Origin of the sequence: Hydrobacter penzbergensis (genome assembly GCF_900106985.1) — a bacterium.
Lineage (GTDB): Bacteria > Bacteroidota > Bacteroidia > Chitinophagales > Chitinophagaceae > Sediminibacterium > Sediminibacterium magnilacihabitans.
The window spans coordinates 281,280-300,017 of record NZ_FNNO01000002.1; the positions used below are offsets into that span (position 1 = coordinate 281,280).

At 38.4% G+C, this 18,738-nt stretch carries 21 protein-coding genes; 5 read left to right on the forward strand and 16 right to left on the reverse strand.

The features are described 5' to 3' along the window. Positions 1-72: 72 nt before the first annotated feature. Both BLU98_RS04395 and BLU98_RS04400 read right to left on the reverse strand, forming a co-directional pair. Positions 73-750: a hypothetical protein gene (locus BLU98_RS04395; RefSeq protein WP_092722386.1), complete on the reverse strand. Its 678-nt coding sequence runs from the start codon at positions 748-750 to the stop codon at positions 73-75. A 40-nt stretch (positions 751-790) separates the two neighbouring features. Then, positions 791-1,363, reverse strand: coding sequence for a dihydrofolate reductase family protein (locus tag BLU98_RS04400; protein ID WP_092722388.1), 573 nt, complete (start codon positions 1,361-1,363; stop codon positions 791-793). A gap of 127 nt (positions 1,364-1,490) precedes the next feature. Here BLU98_RS04400 and BLU98_RS04405 point away from each other — a divergent pair, with 127 nt between their 5' ends. Further along, positions 1,491-2,405 carry an alpha/beta fold hydrolase gene (locus BLU98_RS04405; protein WP_257574700.1) on the forward strand — a complete coding sequence of 305 codons (915 nt, stop codon included), beginning with the start codon at positions 1,491-1,493 and terminating at the stop codon, positions 2,403-2,405. A 295-nt stretch (positions 2,406-2,700) separates the two neighbouring features. On the opposite strand, the gene BLU98_RS04415 is transcribed toward BLU98_RS04405, so the two are convergent. The 7 genes from BLU98_RS04415 to BLU98_RS04455 form a co-directional block, all read right to left on the reverse strand. Continuing rightward, the gene (locus BLU98_RS04415; RefSeq protein ID WP_092722394.1) at positions 2,701-3,159 is read right to left on the reverse strand and encodes a hypothetical protein; all 459 of its coding nucleotides are present in this window, start codon (positions 3,157-3,159) and stop codon (positions 2,701-2,703) included. A 635-nt stretch (positions 3,160-3,794) separates the two neighbouring features. Further along, positions 3,795-4,217, reverse strand: coding sequence for a type II toxin-antitoxin system VapC family toxin (locus tag BLU98_RS04430; protein ID WP_092722400.1), 423 nt, complete (start codon positions 4,215-4,217; stop codon positions 3,795-3,797). After that, positions 4,207-4,488: a DUF6364 family protein gene (locus BLU98_RS04435; protein ID WP_092722402.1), complete on the reverse strand. Its 282-nt coding sequence runs from the start codon at positions 4,486-4,488 to the stop codon at positions 4,207-4,209. Before BLU98_RS04435 ends, BLU98_RS04430 begins: the two co-directional genes overlap by 11 nt. Before the next feature lie 222 nt (positions 4,489-4,710). After that, positions 4,711-4,911, reverse strand: a complete 201-nt coding sequence (locus BLU98_RS04440) for a hypothetical protein (RefSeq protein ID WP_092722404.1) — start codon at positions 4,909-4,911, stop codon at positions 4,711-4,713. Between the two features lie 47 nt (positions 4,912-4,958). Then, positions 4,959-5,672: a hypothetical protein gene (locus tag BLU98_RS04445; protein WP_092722406.1), complete on the reverse strand. Its 714-nt coding sequence runs from the start codon at positions 5,670-5,672 to the stop codon at positions 4,959-4,961. After that, positions 5,638-6,867, reverse strand: a complete 1,230-nt coding sequence (locus BLU98_RS04450) for a hypothetical protein (RefSeq protein ID WP_092722408.1) — start codon at positions 6,865-6,867, stop codon at positions 5,638-5,640. The genes BLU98_RS04445 and BLU98_RS04450 overlap by 35 nt, the downstream gene beginning before the upstream one ends. Before the next feature lie 54 nt (positions 6,868-6,921). Then, on the reverse strand, positions 6,922-7,572 hold the full coding sequence (locus BLU98_RS04455; RefSeq protein ID WP_092722410.1) for an 8-oxoguanine DNA glycosylase OGG fold protein: 651 nt from the start codon (positions 7,570-7,572) through the stop codon (positions 6,922-6,924). Positions 7,573-7,669: 97 nt separating this feature from the next. On the opposite strand from BLU98_RS04455, the gene BLU98_RS04460 reads away from it, so the two are divergent. After that, positions 7,670-7,891 (forward strand): helix-turn-helix domain-containing protein, encoded by a 222-nt coding sequence (locus BLU98_RS04460; RefSeq protein WP_092722468.1) that lies wholly within the window; start codon positions 7,670-7,672, stop codon positions 7,889-7,891. Between the two features lie 306 nt (positions 7,892-8,197). Here BLU98_RS04460 and BLU98_RS04465 read toward each other — a convergent pair whose 3' ends face one another. The 4 genes from BLU98_RS04465 to BLU98_RS04480 all read right to left on the reverse strand — a co-directional run bounded on the left by BLU98_RS04465 (position 8,198) and on the right by BLU98_RS04480 (position 12,929). Continuing rightward, positions 8,198-10,315, reverse strand: a complete 2,118-nt coding sequence (locus BLU98_RS04465; protein WP_257574701.1) for a BT4734/BF3469 family protein — start codon at positions 10,313-10,315, stop codon at positions 8,198-8,200. Between the two features lie 37 nt (positions 10,316-10,352). After that, positions 10,353-10,625, reverse strand: coding sequence for a helix-turn-helix domain-containing protein (locus BLU98_RS04470; RefSeq protein ID WP_092722414.1), 273 nt, complete (start codon positions 10,623-10,625; stop codon positions 10,353-10,355). A gap of 358 nt (positions 10,626-10,983) precedes the next feature. Then, entirely contained in the window at positions 10,984-12,120 is a 1,137-nt protein-coding gene (locus BLU98_RS04475) for a site-specific integrase (RefSeq protein WP_092722416.1), read from the reverse strand. A gap of 548 nt (positions 12,121-12,668) precedes the next feature. Further along, entirely contained in the window at positions 12,669-12,929 is a 261-nt protein-coding gene (locus BLU98_RS04480) for a helix-turn-helix domain-containing protein (protein ID WP_257574702.1), read from the reverse strand. 221 nt (positions 12,930-13,150) lie between these two features. Between BLU98_RS04480 and BLU98_RS04485 the strand changes: the two genes are divergently transcribed. Further along, on the forward strand, positions 13,151-13,438 hold the full coding sequence (locus tag BLU98_RS04485; RefSeq protein ID WP_092722420.1) for a hypothetical protein: 288 nt from the start codon (positions 13,151-13,153) through the stop codon (positions 13,436-13,438). Between the two features lie 283 nt (positions 13,439-13,721). On the opposite strand, the gene BLU98_RS04490 is transcribed toward BLU98_RS04485, so the two are convergent. Together BLU98_RS04490 and BLU98_RS18015 are read right to left on the reverse strand one after the other, a co-directional pair. Then, positions 13,722-16,352: an ATP-binding domain-containing protein gene (locus BLU98_RS04490; protein WP_092722422.1), complete on the reverse strand. Its 2,631-nt coding sequence runs from the start codon at positions 16,350-16,352 to the stop codon at positions 13,722-13,724. Positions 16,353-16,769: 417 nt separating this feature from the next. Next, positions 16,770-17,012, reverse strand: a complete 243-nt coding sequence (locus BLU98_RS18015) for a helix-turn-helix domain-containing protein (RefSeq protein ID WP_092722424.1) — start codon at positions 17,010-17,012, stop codon at positions 16,770-16,772. A gap of 86 nt (positions 17,013-17,098) precedes the next feature. On the opposite strand from BLU98_RS18015, the gene BLU98_RS04500 reads away from it, so the two are divergent. Beyond that, positions 17,099-17,632 carry a hypothetical protein gene (locus BLU98_RS04500; protein ID WP_092722426.1) on the forward strand — a complete coding sequence of 178 codons (534 nt, stop codon included), beginning with the start codon at positions 17,099-17,101 and terminating at the stop codon, positions 17,630-17,632. 5 nt (positions 17,633-17,637) lie between these two features. Beyond that, positions 17,638-18,093 carry a hypothetical protein gene (locus tag BLU98_RS04505; RefSeq protein ID WP_092722429.1) on the forward strand — a complete coding sequence of 152 codons (456 nt, stop codon included), beginning with the start codon at positions 17,638-17,640 and terminating at the stop codon, positions 18,091-18,093. A gap of 43 nt (positions 18,094-18,136) precedes the next feature. On the opposite strand, the gene BLU98_RS04510 is transcribed toward BLU98_RS04505, so the two are convergent. Beyond that, positions 18,137-18,613, reverse strand: a complete 477-nt coding sequence (locus BLU98_RS04510; RefSeq protein ID WP_092722431.1) for a terminase small subunit-like protein — start codon at positions 18,611-18,613, stop codon at positions 18,137-18,139. Positions 18,614-18,738 lie beyond the last annotated feature (125 nt).

Genomic DNA, 18,738 nt, shown 5'->3' on the forward strand with positions numbered 1-18,738 from the left:
ATCGAAGTGTTTTCATCTTTTTGTGTTTTTGAGTGTTAAAAACACTAAGACGAACGAGACGAAAACAGGTACCTATTTACTTTCATAAATCTTTACATCAGCAAAGTAGCCCTCTGTTCCTCCATCAGCCCAAAAGCCAATGGCTCCTGCAGTATTTGACCCGAGTTTCAGATCATTAACGATCAGAGATGGCTGTTTACTATTGTTTATAAAAAGCTTCGCCTGGCTGCCGAGAACAACAATCTTCAATGTTATCCATTCATTCAATCCCATGTCTGCATAGGATTCATATTGTTCAGGAGCTTCTTTTCTAAGTCTTGAAAACGGGTAATCGGGATATGAAAAGTATTGTATTGAATGGTTTCTTCTTACCTGGTCGTCAGCCCTTCCATTCGTTGGGCGTATATAAATGCTTTCAAATTGGGAGCCATTGTCATTGATCCTGAAAGCGATGCCAATAAAGCCGCGGGCCCACTGAGCTGCGTTGGGAAGCAGCCTGCTCAATACCTTTACTTCAATCGTACCGTTTTTGAATGCAATACCTTTTAGTTTAGCGAAAGTAGACGCATCAGGTTGATTCACGGCAGTATCTTTTATGACTTTCACCACTTCTTTTCCCATGAATTTTTCAACCAACATAGATACATTAACTGCTTCAAGTTTGCTTTTATCAAGCTTGACGATCTGGGCGTACAAGGTCGATGAACAAGCAAAGCAAGCAATGAATAATGTCAAAACGAGGTTTTTCATTTATGGTTTTTTGATAAGACGATACATTTACGGCTAACAGTTATTGTCTATCTACTGTGTAATTCAGTTCAGTTACCCCGGAAGTAAATTGCCGGGTAGACAATAGTTTTAGTTTTATTTTGTCTTTGATGTCTACAAACAATGGAATGCCTTTTCCAAGAACAATTGGGTTAACAAAGAGCCAGTAGCCATCAATTAAGCCCAGTTGAATCAATGAATGTGTTGCTCCTGGACTGCCAAAAAGCAAGATATCATTACCTGGCTGTTGTTTTATTTCATTTATGTTGTTAGAAATATTTCCGTTTATAATTGTTGTATTAATTAAACCATCCTCCTTCATTGTTTTTGACAAAACAACTTTGTGAACTTTTTTATACCACTTTGAATGTTCAATATCATGCTTGGAGGCTCCCGGCTTGTCTCCTGCGGTAGGCCAGTAATTTTCCATCATCTGGTAAGTTACCCGGCCGTATAATGCGGTGTCGCCTTCGCTTATCCGCTTACCTACATAATCAAAGATTTCTTCATCAACTTTGATCCAGTTCATTTCTCCGTTCGGTCCTGCTACAAAACCGTCGAGCGATATGTGCATGAATGAAATTATCTTTCTCATATAACTCTTGTATTTACGAAACTTAAGATAAGCACTTTTGCAAATACATCCAAATAGCCGCAGTTGTCGCATTCAGCCCTAAATTTGTCGTATTTACACAGCTCAAATCCTCAAATATCTTCCATATTTGTACTGTAAATACAATTCAAACTATAAGTTACACTGTGTTATGAAAAATTTACTCAACACCAATTTACTTAGGTCAATATTGCTCATTGCAGTCATTATATCTGCTGTATTTCAATCGAACGGACAAGAAACCAAACCTTCCGCTAGTGGCTACGCCCCTGTGAATGGCATCAAAGTTTATTACGAAGTATATGGTGAGGGCAAGCCAATCATTTTGCTGCATGGCGCTTTTTATACCATTGAAATGAACTGGGCTCAATTGATTCCTGAGTTATCGAAAACCAGGAGAGTAATTGCCATTGAAATGCAGGGGCATGGGCATACGCCGTATTCAGACAGGGCATTATCAATCACTACTTTAGCAAGTGACGTGGAAAAACTGATGGATTACCTGAACATAGACAGTGCCGATGTAGCAGGATATAGTATGGGCGGCTCTGTGGCTTACCAGTTTGCTGTACAAAGTCCTAAACGGTTAAGAAAATTAGTGATCATTTCTTCTACGTATAAAAGCAATGGTTGGCTCCCCATAGTAAATGGTGGGTTTAAAAATTTTAAACCTGAATTTTTCGATAACACACCCATAAAAACCGCATACGATGCGGTGGCGCCTGATAAAACAAAATGGAGAAAATTTTTAGCGCAGATGTTTGCTTTCGCTCAGGTTCCATTCAATGTCGGTGATTCCAAGGTTGCGAAAATTGCTGCACCTGTATTAATCATATCCGGCGACAACGACGGACTGGATAAAATTGAGTTGGCAAAAACCTATCAACTATTGGGAGGTGGTGTTGCTGCTGATTTGGCGCCGATGCCAAAATCGCATTTGGCCATTGTTCCTTCACAAGGGCATGTTACCCTGATGATGCAAACGAAAACTATATTAGGCTATCTGAATGATTTTTTAAAGTAAATGCTACTCCAAAATCGGATTCAATTGATCAATGTAATCGAATTTTGCAATATATAAGTTTGCAGTGTATATGCTGCTCATTGGCTAAGCCTTTTGTAGCTAATTTCACGAGTGTTCGCAATTATAGATTGAAACACTTTCCATTTCGCAAGATTACCATCGATAGAAAAAGTCTTTGAGGTCAGCACTGGAGTCAATATCAGGTTTTTCAACTTCTCTATCAGCTGAATGATACTTTTCCGTTTTGCTGTTTGCTTAGATACCCGACTACTATATTTATTCGAAGTTCTTTTCATCATTCAGACTGAAGGTTTTCAAGATCGTTGAGGTCTTTTGACCTACCTGATACTTTCTTGGCTTCAATCAGGTTATTTTTATGAATGGTTCTGATCTTCAGTCCATCATCTTCAAACAATACCGATTGATTGAAACAGGTTTCAAAATCCAAGCCCTTCACCCTGATCATAACATCGATTGCTACGGGTGGATTTCCAAATGTGAATACGTCCCAGTTCGGATGGAACAGAAAGTTATCTTCCGTCATGTCGAAAACCGGCATGCCAAATTCAGAAAAAGCTTTTTTTAGCTTTTGATAATTCTCACTCGTACGATCAACCCATATATCCATGTCGCCGGTTGTACGGGAATAACCATACAATATCACTGAGAACCCTCCAACAAGTAAATAACGGACTTCATTGTTATTAAGTGCAGACAGGAAGTCTCTAAAATCTTCGTTGAATATATTACTCAAGCGGGTCTGGATTTAGCTGCAAACTTAGTTCGATCAAGTTTGGGAGGGGTATTCTCTGGGTAGTTGTAGGCAACACTATTAAGAAACGAAGACACCTTCAATCGTTCCTGCCAGCTTAAGTTCTTGTAATAAGCTGCATGATCCGCTGCTGCGGCAGCTGTTTGGGCCTTAAATGATGTCCTATCCAATTTAAAAGATGCCATACACGAAGTTAATCATTATTCACATTTTTACTACCTGCCCCCTTTTTAAGGGTACATTATAATAATCCTCTGCGATCCTGTTGAGTATATCGAATCTTTCAATAGGATTTTTTGCCAGGTATAAAGCTTTTTTTAAGCTATCGACATTCCTGTTTTGGGATATGCCTGCGATGGTCATAAACCCCAGCAATAGAAATATGAAGCGGAAAATGCATTTCATATTTACTTAATGTTATTGTTTCTACTTTGCCTGTTAAATTCGGGGTTTACCTGAGAGAACCTTATCAAAATCCGGACAAAGACTTATAGATTTCGGACAAAAGGGGGCAGGAGAACGTGCCTGGATAATGAGGCGGCTACTTGCCGATGCAGAAAATGACTTTGGTTGATTTTAGTGGGTTGTAGAGGAATTAGTATCAGAATTGTAACTGTTTAGCTTTCAAACTCTTTTAAGAATTCTTCCGGGGTATAAACAGCCAATGCCGGAACGCCTTGTTTTTTTAATTGTTTATCGCGTGAAATAAAATAATCGAGTTTGTGATGAATGGCTGTATAATATTGTAGTGCGTCTTCAATGTCAGTGATCTTCGAATGAAGCGCATTAACTGCAATCTCATGTGGTAGATCTATGACTGTTATATCTGCAAGGAGTCCAAGCAATAACTCTTTAGCTTTAGTATTACCGTACTCCTTCGATAAGTAGTGTCCAAGAATATGGACAACAGAAGGTGTAATAAAAGCCTGAATACCCCCTTCAACAGCGAGCGCTACAACCCGTCTCGCCTGTTCCGAATTATCACGATTTAATGTGAAATCAAGCAGAATATTGGCATCAAGAAACACTTTAAAAGCCATACTTCTTTGCTTTATCCTGATAATACAATTCCTTCAGGTCTGCTTTTGTATCAACCTTAGTAGGCTTCTTCAGCTCGTCCACCATAGTGAGAATGTTCTTACGCTTTACAGGTTTCGTAACAGATTTAAAATAATTTTCAACCAATTCTGAAATACTGGTTTGCTGCTTTACTGCATACCCTTTTACATGCTCAAGCAGGGCATCATCAATGGTAAGGTTTAATCTTGCTTTCATACTCCAAATATACGCATATTTCAAAACAATGCGCATACTATCTGTTTTGTGGCGGTTTTTTGTTTATTCTAAGGCCTTATCGCACGATTCGCAATTCGCGAATTGCGAATTGAAAGGATCTATATTAATCTAATAGATTGATAATCAATATAGATTAATAGATTCGAGTAAGCTTCTGAGAATGACACCAGCTTCTTTTCTGCCCGGTATACATCCAACTGTTTACTTAGACTTCTTTAAACTTTTACGGAAACTGGCTTACTCTATTTGTTTTAAATGTTTCAGGAAATCCCTTTTCTCAGCTTTTGTAAGCAGTGCAGTTTTCTTTCCCTTCTGTATAGCATTAACCAAAGCAGCATCTTCTTCGGCTTCGGAGTAGAAACCAATATCAAGACTGTTCAAAAAAGCTCTTACTACTTTTTCCTGCTGCTTGTTCCGTGGATTAATGATAAGTGCCATAGCCCCAATTTAAAGATTTTATCGGGAAATCTTTCCATTTCAATACTCTATCGGAAAAACCGTTTCATTTCCATGTCGCCGACTTCTTTCAGAAAGATCAGATCATCAGGCGAAAATATTAGCTCTGTACCCAATACGTTCATTTGTTTCGGGATGGGCTTACCAAATCTCCGCTCAAGTTCAATATTCAATGATGGATTGATTTGTATAAGCTGCTGCAACAGGTTCCGGTAAGAAAGTCCACTGGCCAAGATCGTGTGAACCTTTACAGTTACTCCGTCAAGTAATATGCTCATTAGGGATAAGCCAACCGATTGGGGTTTCGCAGTAACCAAATCCCATACGTCATCAATAATTAAGAATTGATGTGGTAGTTCCTGTTTGTCTGCGACCTTCTCTCTTTTTTTTATTTCCCTCTGCACCCTTTTCAATAAATGCAGTCTTGACTTAACGGTCGATTTTCCGGGGTCGTCCTTTAAGAAAACGACATCGTTATTTATATGCTGGTTTTGTTGAATAATCTTTGACGTAGCGATGATGTAATTTTTTTCCTTGTAGTAACTGTTCAGTTGTAACAGTCTACTAATCACTTCTGTCAGTTGATTATCCCTGCTGTAAGAAACCATCAATAATGAAATTGCAGCAAGGTCAATGTATTTGTCTTCCCCATTACTGTTCTTACCTATTAGTAAAGGAATTATCATCTCCAACAATTCTAAGTGGGGCTCACCTTCCCTTATATTCTTCTTGATATTCTCCAAAGAGTGCTATGTAAGGTTTGAAAGTGATACTTGTGAAATTCTCATTCAGAATATTTGCCACTTCATATCTTACAATGAACCGCCCTTTCTTCTCCGCCAGCACTCCTTCAATGTATGGCTTAATATTTTCCTGCGGCGGGAGCTTCGTAAATTCAACTCCTTTTTTCCCGCATTTCGCAATAGTAATCCCTTTAACAAAGAATATTCGCATAGAATCTATTTGGGCCTTTGTAAGAACCTTTTTTCCATACAAGGTTATCATCGGAAGCGGAACACTACTTGTCCGTACTATTTTCATATCGTTATCGGTTCCTGATAATAATTGACCGGATACAACTGTGCGTATATCATTAGAGCCTGCTATGATAACATTTCCTCTTTGTTCGGTCTCCCTGCTATTATCTTCCATTTCGTACAAAACATTATAAACATTATTGTAACTGATGAAGCCATTTGAGGCACCTTTATACCCATACCACAAATCCTTATACTCAGGAGCATTACCTCTGCAATAGTTCAAGAAATTCTTCTTTAACACATTCAGAAACCGGTTGAACATTGTAGTATCATATTCTCCAAGATCATAACGTGTATGCCTGAAGTTGTAATCTTCAACTTCTCTTTGCGCTTGCGTGATTCTTTCATTTTCCTGTTGCAGTGTAATTCGGCTCTTTGCTTCATTCATTGACTTTTTTACAGTTTCTCGTACACTCGGTGGAAAGTCGCTCAACTTCGTTGTCTTTGTTTCAGCAGTAGCTAACTGGTTTGAGCCTAAATATATCTTCGTATAAGCCGAATAATCATCATTGAAATAGTAATCGTTTATCTTATTACCATTATAATTTGCTTTAAACGACCTCATAAGGTCTGACACGCTTACATCAAAATATTCCTTCAGCACGCGACTTAATACACCTGCGTTCATTACATATCTTGTCCTGAAAGAAATAGGTCGCCGTAAAAACATTTCTGGAACATTTTCTTGCTGCAAGATTACTTCACTGATACTACCGTTGGCCATTACTACTTTGTAGTCTTCTCGAACGGAGTGAGGGCCTTGCCAATCATAAGATTCTTGCATATGCATTTGAACAAGAAATTTCACTTTTTCAGCTGCGTCCCCAAATTTCTGGGCTTTTGAGTAGAAATTAACCATACACAAAAGGTGTATAGTCAGGATAATTGCTTTTTTCATCGTGTTTGTATTTTTCCTGAAAATCAGACCGATTGTTCGGGTTACAACGGATTTCTACTGGTTTTTCAGGTTATTTCCGAACAGGAAGAGGAATAGTTCCAGTTGATCTGGTTTATATCCGTGTTTCGCGCTCAACTCTGCGCATATTTTCAGATAATCTGGATAGAAACGCTCTTTATTGTGTTCGCGGATATTTACAAGTGAATTGAACTCTGTAAACTGATTGTTATTAAGAACTCCGATAATTCTGGTATCGAATATCAAGCATCCGTGGCTTTCAAGCTTGACATTAAAAAAATACAGCAGCTTACTAAGTGTACTTAGTCCTATTCCTTTACAGGTTTTAAGTACCTGTTCCATTTCCCCTGTAGTAATATGTTTCTTGGTGGACAACAGGTTTGATAAATATTCCACCTGTTCAAGAAACAAAGGGAACAGTATATCCATATTATTACCACGAGTGTACCCTTTGGGGTACCCCCACAGAATCGTCGAAAAAATACCACTGGTTGCGTCTTTACTGGCGATATTGAAGACATCTCCTCTTGAAATAGTAATAGTCGGGTCTGTGTTGAAGGTTTCATTGTAAAACTGGCCGAAGTGGCCATTGTGCTGGTAACCCTCCCACACCTCCTTTTTGGTTTCAAAAGAGTGTTCCCTGTAGGGTATCTGTTTGATCAGGTCTTTGTAGGCTGTTAGTTCCATGGTTTATACCTGCATTTTGTGAGCTGTATTCCAAAAATAATGCATATATGCGTCTATTTAAAAAAATACTTAGCCCCACCTTGGTCATGTGATTAATGTGAAGAATAAGAAGTTAGTAACAGCCATTGGTAAACGGATACGAGCCTTACGGGAGGAACAGGAACTATCCCAGGAGGACCTTGCCAATGAAGCTGACGTACCCCTGTCACAGATTGGTCGCATTGAACGCGGTGAGAACAATCCCACCATATCCACCCTGTATGTAATTGCAAAAGCCTTGAAAGTTGATTTGAAAGTGCTTGTAGATGTGAAACTATAAGAGTAGTTTTTTTTATCTACACATTGTGTACTTTTTTCGATTCAAACTATCCGACCGTCTCTTTCCTTTATTTTAAGATCAGGATTGAAATTTCCCGTTATGTGCGAGGAATCCCTCACCCTTTGTATTATTCAGGTCTATGAGTGGGATTATCGGAATCGGTACCTTTTGGAAATATCACCTCGAATCTGTATTTTATTATTTATATAGCTGGAACAAAGAAACATCTCGTTGCAATATTGCAATTGCAATATCGAAATAAAAAGACCGGCCAGAAGTTCTAGCCGGTCTTTATTGTCTGTTTTACTACACGGACTTCTTACAATACTTGTTGTGTGCATCATGAGTCACGATGTGGTCTTTCTCTATGCTTTGCAAATAATTGTATACGGTTCGCCCATGAACTTTGTACCCGAGATCTTTGAGTGCTTGTTCTGCCTGTTCCTTTGTAAAACAATCCGGAACTGCATCCAGCATCTTGGTTTTCCTATCTATAACACTCGATACTGCGGTTTTTCCTTCACCTTTTAAGATTTGTCCGGCGAAGTAAGCATGAACAGTCAATGTTTCGATCATTGAAAAAGCAGTATTAAAATCAGTATCGTGACAGATATATTTATCATCACTGTTCCTTTCTGACCACTTTCGGAATGCGCTGAGCAGCATTGCAATTTTGAAAATTGCACGTCCGTTCCGTTTTATCACCTGATCCATGTGTTGTTCCTTTGCTACATTATACTGTTGTTGTAGCTCCAACCCATTGGTTTTGATACGATCAAACTGATCATCTGTAAATGTGAAATCAAATGGATGTGAAAGTGTAAAATCAATAAGGGTGGATAACTGCTCTGTATACTCTTCCTTTTGTTCAACAAAGTTTTTCCATCCCCCAGGTCTCACATCATAGAATGGTGTCACCTCGTTGTAGGTATAAAACAGGTTTCTACTAAACGCTCCATCACTGACAACCGGAACTACATTCGGAAGCTGGTGAGGGTTGCCAGCAGTCAAAAACGAAAACTTAGGCGTTTGTACTATTTCCAGGCTCGATGCAACTCTTCCATTTCGCAACACTCTGTTATCGTATCCCTGCTTTAGAAGGAAGCTTATTCCATTCTTGTCGTACTTCAGGAACTTACTCAGCGCCTCAACCTCTTCGTCATATAATACCCCTGTCCCACCACTGTTATTCAGTTGGTTTATGATAGATTTAAAGGTACCATTGATCGAAATCAGGGGTGCGTAATTTGTTTTTTTATTAGCATCTACCCATGAAAATATATCCATTGCTTTACTCATCATCCGCTTACCAGATGCAGCAGGAGCAATAAGGAGTGAATAAATGTTTGCATACAAAAGATCATCAATATACCAACCAGTTATAGAGTGCAAGTATCCGCTTATAATTGTGACGTAAGACAGGAGGAACATATCCTTCTCTCTTTTCACTGTAAACACATCGGTTACATCGCGTATTAATCCCGGGAGGTTGTCGTACACATCATCATTGAAGAATGGCGTTGTATCCTCTGTAATTTCATTTACAATGGGAAGTGTTTCTTTTGAAATCAAAACCTCCGGTTGTAATATGACTGGTCTTTTCCAACTGTTATAAAGTTCACCTTTTTTATAAGCGTTATTTATTATTCGCTCAATCTCTGCGTCGTCAAAGCCATCTTCAGTATACCGATCAATACACAACTCAATTACAAAGTTTTTACATAGACCCCATTTGTTACAGTTGTTTGCCAGCGTAAACACAAAATTATTTCGGCTATTCTCTTCGAACTTGATTACCTTTTCAGTGTACTTTACTGCATAATCAAAAATCTCTCTCACTTGACAGTCAATGGGTTCTTCTTTTCTTTCCACTGGTTTCCTTGCTTCCTGCTTCTTTTCTACTGGTTGATAAGCAAACACTTCATACAACTCATTGAAAAATGCATCTTTATCCCAACAAAGGAATGTAAGACGCGGGACATCAGAAGTGTAGTCTGCTGGGAACCCGATTTTATCCGCATAGTGTTTCGCAACCTGTGTATACACATCTTTATGGTTTTCCACTGACGCTTCGACTTCAACAACAACTTTTAACCCTTTACCTGAAGGACTTACAAACACCAGCTTCGTCATTACCTCGTCTTTTATTATTGTTTTTGCACGCCCCAGTTCTTCTGGAGTAGGTATTTTATCGAAATCAAGACAAACGTGTTGGGTATACCTGACCAGATTTTCAGTCTTTCTACCCCCTTCGAACTCTCCTGAAAAGGTAACAGCAGGTAGCTTCTTTTTTTGTTCATCGAACTCCGCTTTCTTTCCTTCTCTTAATAGGGTTCTCAACTGATTGGTTTGTTCCATCAGATCATCACCTACGATAAGGTCATAAACTTGTTGTAAACTCATTACTCCTGTGGGAACTGACATGTTCCTAAATTTTGAAATTGTCTGTTGCATTGTTATGCTATTTAATTGTGTTTAATACTGATTTCTTTGCGATTGCTGCACGAGTACCTGCTGGATTTTTCAATAGAAAGTCCATTACATCATCTTTACGCAGGTAAATCTTTTTACCAAAGGGTCGGTAAAATGGTACCTGCCGGGTTGACGTTAAATGATAGCCTTGATTTAGTGAAAGACCTGCATAAGTGCAGAACTCTTCAAGAGTGAATACTTCTTTGTGAAGTGATAGGAGTCGTTTTATTTCTTGCAACTCCTGTAGGATTTGTTTTTCCATTTTTGATGGTTTTTGAGTGATTAAATAATGTTCTGATTGAACATTTTATATCTCTCGTCCCCATCAATCGCGGAGGCCGCGACAAAACTAGAATTTTCGCTGAATGTTAACTGATGCGTTCAATTCTACTTTTTATTTTTTAATATGATATGATTATCAAATAATTATGAAATAAAGACTGCAGCAGGGGGTGTGAAAAATCAAACGAAACCCTTTGCTGTATTGCATTTTTCCAATTTCTGAAAACTGTGAATGCATCGCAACTGTAGGAAACAGTCAAATTTGACTGGAACCCTTTATCATAAAGGGATACAGGTGATTGAAATTCAACAAATGATAAAAAAATTAGTATTTAAAATTATAAAAAAGAGAGTTTTTGTACCGCTTCGATCTTCTTTTTATCGATCACTTTTGCATAGATTTCGGTCGTTTTCAGGTGGCGGTGACCCAGCAGTTTACTCACCGTATAAATATCAGTATCCATTGAAAGCTGCAGCGTGGCAAACGTGTGTCTTGCACAGTGGAAAGTGATTTTCTTATTGATTCCAGCCCTGTTGATCCAATCCTGAAGCTGTTTATTCATGTGGGTGTGGTAACACAGGTCTTTAAATATATGTGTGTTCACATCCTGTTTCTCTCCCAGTATTGTTATCGCCTGATCAGATAACGGTAAAATCTCCGCTGCTTTGGTTTTCTTCTGTACGTATTCAAGGTTCCATCCACCATTCTCTGTATACCGTATCTTATTCCAACACAGGTTTTTTACATCACTCCACCGTAATCCGGTGAGCGCACTGAACAGGAACGCTTTCTTAAGCAATGAATTATCACACTGCGTTCCAGCCAATGTCTGTAATTCCTCCAAAGTCAGGTACTGGCGGTGTGATTCTCCCGGTTTTAATCCCTTTACACGGGTACTGGGGTTTTCCTTGATCATTTTATTCATGTACGCTTCCCGCAATGCTGCTTTTACCTTGTTATAATACGAAAGAGAGGAGTTTGCTCCCAGTTTACCGGTTCCCCTTCTTACGATATTACCCTGCAGGTATTGTTTGAATCCTTCAAGGAAGTTTTCATCAATCTGATCCAGTGTATACTCCCTCCTTCCAATATATGTCTTCAGGTGTTCGTAAGCGCTCTGCCAGTTACCATAATTACCGTTGGAATCTTCTCGTTTCCTGTCAGCCAGTTTCTTAAAATAATCAAGGAAACCCACTTTACCCTTTACACTGCTCACAAATCCATGACCAGTTGTTTGATGGTCTAATATCCGTTGTGCTTTAACAGATTCCGCCAGCAGCATGGTTTCTTTGTTGTGGTCTTTTTCAATGTTTGTCTTTGGGTTCTCGTAAACGTGAAGGTTAAGCCATTCATATTGAACCTTTGCTCCTGGTCTGGGGATGCAAGTCAGATACAGGCTTGCCATTTGTTTTTTACCTCTTTTCTCATTTCCTGCGGATAACCTGCCTACCCTCTTTCTAAGATGAATTTTCATGCTTTTTTGCGTTTTCTGTTACTAAATGATGGACTAACCTTCCGACTAGTAACTGAAACTGCCAACAGGAAGCACTGTTTTTGCGGGTTGTTATTTTCCAATACCCAAAAAGGTATTTTCTACACACGAAAATACCCGGTTCCTATACAATCAAAACCAGTATTTACTCTTCAAAACAGTGTTTAAAATCGATTTAAAACCGTTTTACGAGAGTATACACTGCATACTGGTGTATACAACCCAATAAATCAAAAAAAGAGCACACTTGCAATATTGCAATGTTGCAAAAACGCAAAATCGTAGTTTATAATGTGATCGCATGCTGTGAGGGTTAAAATTGTAGGGGACACCGGGTTGGGGTCTGCCCACCCCCATTAAAATAATCGTGTTTTTTTCAAAGGACGGGCTGCTGAATATTGCAATGTTGCAAAAAGTGCAATATCATGTTTTACATTACGATCTGATGTCGCTAGGTTAACTCACAGACACTTGCCGGGTTAGGAGCTCTCCACCCTATCGAAATAATCGCAGATTTTTAAAGATGTTAGTCATTGAATCAACGCATCCAAATATTCACGTCTTATTAAATGTTTTTTCCCTATTTTAGAACTAATAATACGGCTCTCTTTTATCCACCTTCTGAGGGTTACATGGGTAATATTCAAAAGTGCGCTTGCTTCCGTTATCGTTAAAAGTTCTTTTCCAACCAGCCCCGGGAAATTCACCTTTGTTCTGATCTTTCCTGTGATACTGGTCTCAATCTTTGCGATCTCCAGTTTTTCCCGTCTTGCTGCATGCTTATACGCCATGCTACTACATTTATTCGAGCAATACTTCGTTTTGGTTGTTCTGGCAATGAATTTACTGTTGCAGTGTTGGCAAACTCTTTCTATATAAATGTTGCTACTCATTGTGTTTGGGTATTTTCGGTTTCAGTTACTAATCTGAAGTTCCTGTACCCAACCATCCACCACAACATTTTTTTGTCAGTTCCATTCCTTACGTGATAGTGCAGTCAAAACCACTAATCATGCAACCTTTTGATTTACACCCGGAGTTTTACAGCCAACCCATCTGGTTAACTCAAGAAGAGAAAGAAAACCCCATGGCGGTTATTAAGCGGTTCTTTGAAGATGTGAAGTTGATTGAGGTGAGGGAATACCTACATAATCTGCTGGAAGTGGCTTTGACTACCCCGAATAACATTTATGATGAAGCAAAGGAGAGAGATGCTGTGATCTGTTTCTGTAAACAATTGGAGAAGATGGTGGAGGCCGTAATTCTTTTGTCAAGTCAGCCCAAGCCCATTACGCAGTAATATTCCCATACTGACAACAAAAAACAAAAATGAGATTACTAACGCTATCGCTATTCCAATAAGAACACGATATGTTTTTGTCTGTGTACTTCTTCTCCAAACCAGTGGAATTGTCACCAGTGGGGTGAAAAACATTGCATACCATAATATTTGCCCAATCTTATCAATCAAGTAGCCTTATTTTAAATTAGCAAGTATTTGTCATGTATTCAATAAATGCAGTGATCTGTTTCTGTAGGCAGCTGATGAAGATGGTGGAGGCGGCTTTGATATGTATACTATTTTATTCATACTGTGATAAAAAATCTAATCCATCAGGAAGTTTATTATGATATGTAATAAATAAATAGTAAGCGGCTCTTGACAATCCCACATAAACATATTTTTGTAATAGCTCAGTATTTGAGTCCTCAATTCGGTCAATATCAATAAAGAAGACTGCTTCAAATTCCAGTCCTTTTATATTCTGAATATTGAAAATGCCAACTTTTCCTTTCTGCATAAGGCCTCCTTCTTCAGTTACCCCCTGTACGTCTATTCCAAAGTCTGCAAGCATATCACAGCTTTTAAGGTCTTTGGCAACACTTAAAACCATTTCATTAGTAGGAACAAATATTGCGATTGAAGGTATTTTATTACCATAAGTCCTGTATATAGCTTGAATTTTTTTAGCAATCCAAATGATCTTATCCTCAATGTTACTAACATGTTTAATTTCAGGTTGGGGTTCATAGGGTGATGGTGAAGTATAAGAATCGTATAAAGCCTTTCTACCCGTTACTTTCTCGTAAAAAAATTTCGCAAGTTTTAATAAAGTAGGTGACTGCCGATAAGATGTTTGAAGGCTACGGATTTCTACATCTCCAAGGTATTTAATAAATGCTTCCCAATCAGATAAACCATCCTTAGTCATTCTTTGCATCAAATCACCTGATAAAGTAGTACAGTTATAAAGAGGATGACTGAAACTATGCATACAGGCAAGTTCTAATAATGAAAAATCAGACGCCTCGTCAATTCCGATGACAAAACGTTGTTGATCTTTGAATGCCTGGATAAACAAATCACCTTCATTTCTAAAAACAATAGCATTTTGTCTTTGTAATTGCCGAATAATTGTATTAACAAATAAAATCAGAATGCAACGTTCATCGTAATGAAGTCTCGCTTCCTTTTCTTCCAATATTTTTTTGATTCTACTGACTGCATCCAACAAACCATTGCTTTCAAACCATTCAGGGAGCGTTCTTCGGAATGCCTTATAAACAGCGGTTAGTTTACGGAAAAATAATGGACCAGATCCTGCTATAAGAGGAATAATATTTTTTGCAAACAAAACTCTATTGGCTAATTCTTCTGTTGGAAGATCATTGCAATGCTGACTTACTATTTCTATCCATTCCTTTTGTTTTTCTGGTATCTTTTCGTCGGTAGTAGCTTTATTGAGCAAATACTTTCTGAACCATTTTTTAATATTTTTCCTTAGCTCAACTTGTTCATTAAAGGCAGCAGCAAGTATAGTTGAAGTTTCTTCTGTTTCTAATTCATCATCTTCTTCTTCCTCCATTGTAACCCTTTTTTCAAATTGCTCTTTTAGAAATGAAATGACTTTCGGGTAATTATCCACATCTCTTGTCAGCCGAAGTTGAATAGTATCAGTATTTGCCTGAAGTTGCTCATTTATCTGTTTTATTCTTGATTTTATTGCTTCGCCAAAATTCTCCGCTAAATCATCTGCAATAATTATGAACCTTGAAATTGTATCGGCATCTGCAAGACTTGCAGCATTCGCCACAAGAGGCAAACAAATTTTCTTTAGCTCTTCATCTAGTATTTTAAATAATCGACTTTTTTCAATTCGCTGTTTAAGTTGCTTCAGAATAAATTTTTCGAGGTCATTCATCAGTTTACTCAGAAGAGATGGGTCATTATTCAGCAAACTGTCCATTGAATGACGATACAACTGAAATGGCTTATCCGGGCCGACCAACCCATAATTAAAGAGCAATTCTGTATTTAAGTAATTGTTCCAGACTTTTGTACGGTTGGATGATGCTTTTAACCCTTCTTCTGCCATAGCATTTTGCAAAAAACCAAGGAGTAGTGGGTTCGGGCTAAAAAATACCCACCCTTTGTTTCCTTGCAGTTCGGGCAACAAGCTTTCTGCTTTATCCCAATAGTCCGTTATTGTTGAGTCAATAAGAAATTTTATCCTATGAATAAGAGTTGTTGTCTTGCCGGTTCCCGGACCACCATCAATTACTAACGGGCCAGTATATATTCTTGATCTTTTTATACCGTCCTGTATAGCATCAGGAATTGGTTGCTGACGTAGTTCATTATTATCTCTTATATACCGTGTAATGTTGTAAAGTGTTTCAATCTGCTCCCTTTCTAGCTTGTTTAATTCCTTACCCAAGGTTTCCGCCTCCAATTGATCTTTAAGCAATTGATCAATGTCGAGTTTTTTATCCTCTAAACCAGGTTCTTCAACCAAGTGCTGAAGTTCATAAGCTGAACGAAACAGGAATTTCTTTTTATTTGGAATTTCGATAGAACCATTGATGGCATCAACTCTTGGAGTTTTAGATGGGGTATATGTTGTTAGGCTTTTGAAATCAACCTCAATAATTCCTTTCGCCGTTTTGTATGTTCCATTCTTTCTACTTATTATTACTTCTCCCAGCTTACTGTTTTTAGCAATAGCAAATGCCGGTGGATGGTTATGCACTATTCTTTGCTTATCAAAATTACCGTAAGCTCTGTCTAATTCATTATTGTAAAGCCAGAATATATTGTATGGTACACCACTTACTTCTGCGTCTGCTCTGCCAACGGCTTTATGAAGCGCATACTGGTCTTCCTCAGTTCTTCGCTGTTTAAGAATTTCTGTTATGATAGTCTCTTTTTTCATATAAATCTTTCCATTTGGGTATAATACAATGCAACTTATTCATATAAATAACAGTATTACAATATACGGACTCTCTTTAATATCTTCTTTACAAAATGTTATCACCCGTCGTAAACTTCTACATCATTGTGTATCATTAGTATCTGTTTGCGTATCATACTGTATCATTGTTACCCATAATCTGTCCGCTATTTCCCAAATCTGTTACAAATCAAGAGTAGTAACGGAATAGTACCTAGAATATGCCTACTAAAGGCAAGAAAGGGCAAAGAAAGGCAAATGAAATCTACTGATAATCAATGTAATTAGTGTAGAATACGGATGTATAGTGATGCGGTTACTTGCCGATGCAGAAAATGACTCGAATTGGTTGTCAATAAGTTACAGGAATAAGGTACAAATAGGGTACAAATCAAATCATTTACCCACGTTTGCTGCAAATTGGAAAAGTGTATAAACTTCTATACCGAGAGCTTCTGAAATTTTAAGCAGCGATAGAATTGACGTATTGATTTCGCCACGTTCGATCCGGCCCAGTTGCCTGTATTCAATGTCAGCTTCATACGCAAGAGTTTCCATTGTAAATCCCTTTGCTTTACGAATACGCCTAAGGTTTCGACCAAACTCTTTTAAATATGTATCGTGGCGATTAACGTTCACTCAACGAAGCTGACTCTTATCAAGAAAAATCTTTAGGTCAGATATGTCCCATATTTATTACTTTTAATCATAAAAATTAATTTAATATGAGAATCAGCAAAGCCTTTTTTTCTATTACCTTTTTTTTGATACTTATTTCAAACTACTCGTCAGGGCAAAAAATTGAAAAAATCGAGGTTGATAAATTCACTAATGAAAAAAAGATTTTAACTGATAATGTGACGATCTATGGTTCCGCAATGGCACTATATCCTAATGTAATCAAATGCTATTACCGTTCAGTCGACACATCAGCATTCATAATTTTTGACGGATTAAATACAGCAGCAGGTGTGATTGGGGAACATGACCAAGTAATATTCTTGCTTGCAGACAAGTCAACTGTTTACATCACTTCAACAGGGCTGCAGAGCTATGAGATAGTTGGGAGTTCATCTGTATATCGCTATCACCATCAATATTCAATATCCCAAAATAGCTTGCAAAAGCTTTCTTCTCAACCTATTACGTCAATTAGGTTTTATTATGACTCAAAGTATCATGATGTGGATATAAAAGAAAAACGGTCAAAAGAGTTCCAAAAATTATCTCAACTTTTCTATAATGAACTAAAAAAATGACACTAATGAAACCTTTCAGTTTAGTACTACTATCTGTTACATTCTTTTCCTTTGGCGCGATCCTCTCCTGCTCCAAAAGCGGTTCGAACACCCCGCAAAATCGGCTGTACCAAAAATGGGCTTACACAAGTAGTTCAGAGATCGACACGCTCACCACCTGCAACGGAACACCGCGTACCAGGTCAAATTCTTATTACCGAGCTAACGCCGGCGATTATATCCTCTTTGGCAACGATGGCAAGATTTATACCCTATTCCAAAACCAATACGATACAATCGCCTTCAGAATGCTTTCCGATACCCTGGGCGTGGTGATGCCCGGAAGGATAAGCCCGGCCGACACATTCCGGCTGCATTACTTCACTGGAGGCCTGGTAATGACCTCCACCTTTTACACCACCGTATGTTCTCCAGGGAAATACAGAGCCGGCGGCATTGAGATTGATAGCTTGAAGAATTAAGCAATGGCATTCATGGCCCCATACTGCCTGTCCGTAAAGATGATCATACGGAGATTTCTTTATCACCCCATTTGATAATGGTCGGGTTAGCCTTGACTTTATCACCATCACTTGTTACATCGAGCTTATCCCCGTATTTCTTAGGTTTCAGCTTGCTGGCGATCCATTTGCGGGTTTCAACGCGCAACCGGGACCGGTTTGTAACTTCCTTGTTTTCTACTTGATAAGAAATATCGCCTTTGGTTATCGTCATAAGGTCGTTGGTCCCATCATCGGCGATTTCGAGCATGTCCTCAATGAGCATGTCGGCCTGTTCTTCCTTCGCGCGCGCGTATTGTGCCGAAAACCCGTTGGTATTTTCCCTTATCCACTTCAAAACAGTACTAACAGAAGGCATGCCATCCATTGCGCAGATAGTCCGAAGGCTCTTGGATGTGGTGGCAATTTGTTCGCAGAAACTATCTGCAAGCTCTTGAGTGAAGATGGCCGGGCGGCCGGGATTTTTTGACTGATTTGCCATAAATTCATTTTTTTTAAAGAATAATGCTTTTAACGCGTTGTGCTATTGAAAAATATTTGATAATCAATGAAGCAAAAAATGTTGTGTCGTTGTCTAGGTAAGTGACCAAACCAACCAAAACACGT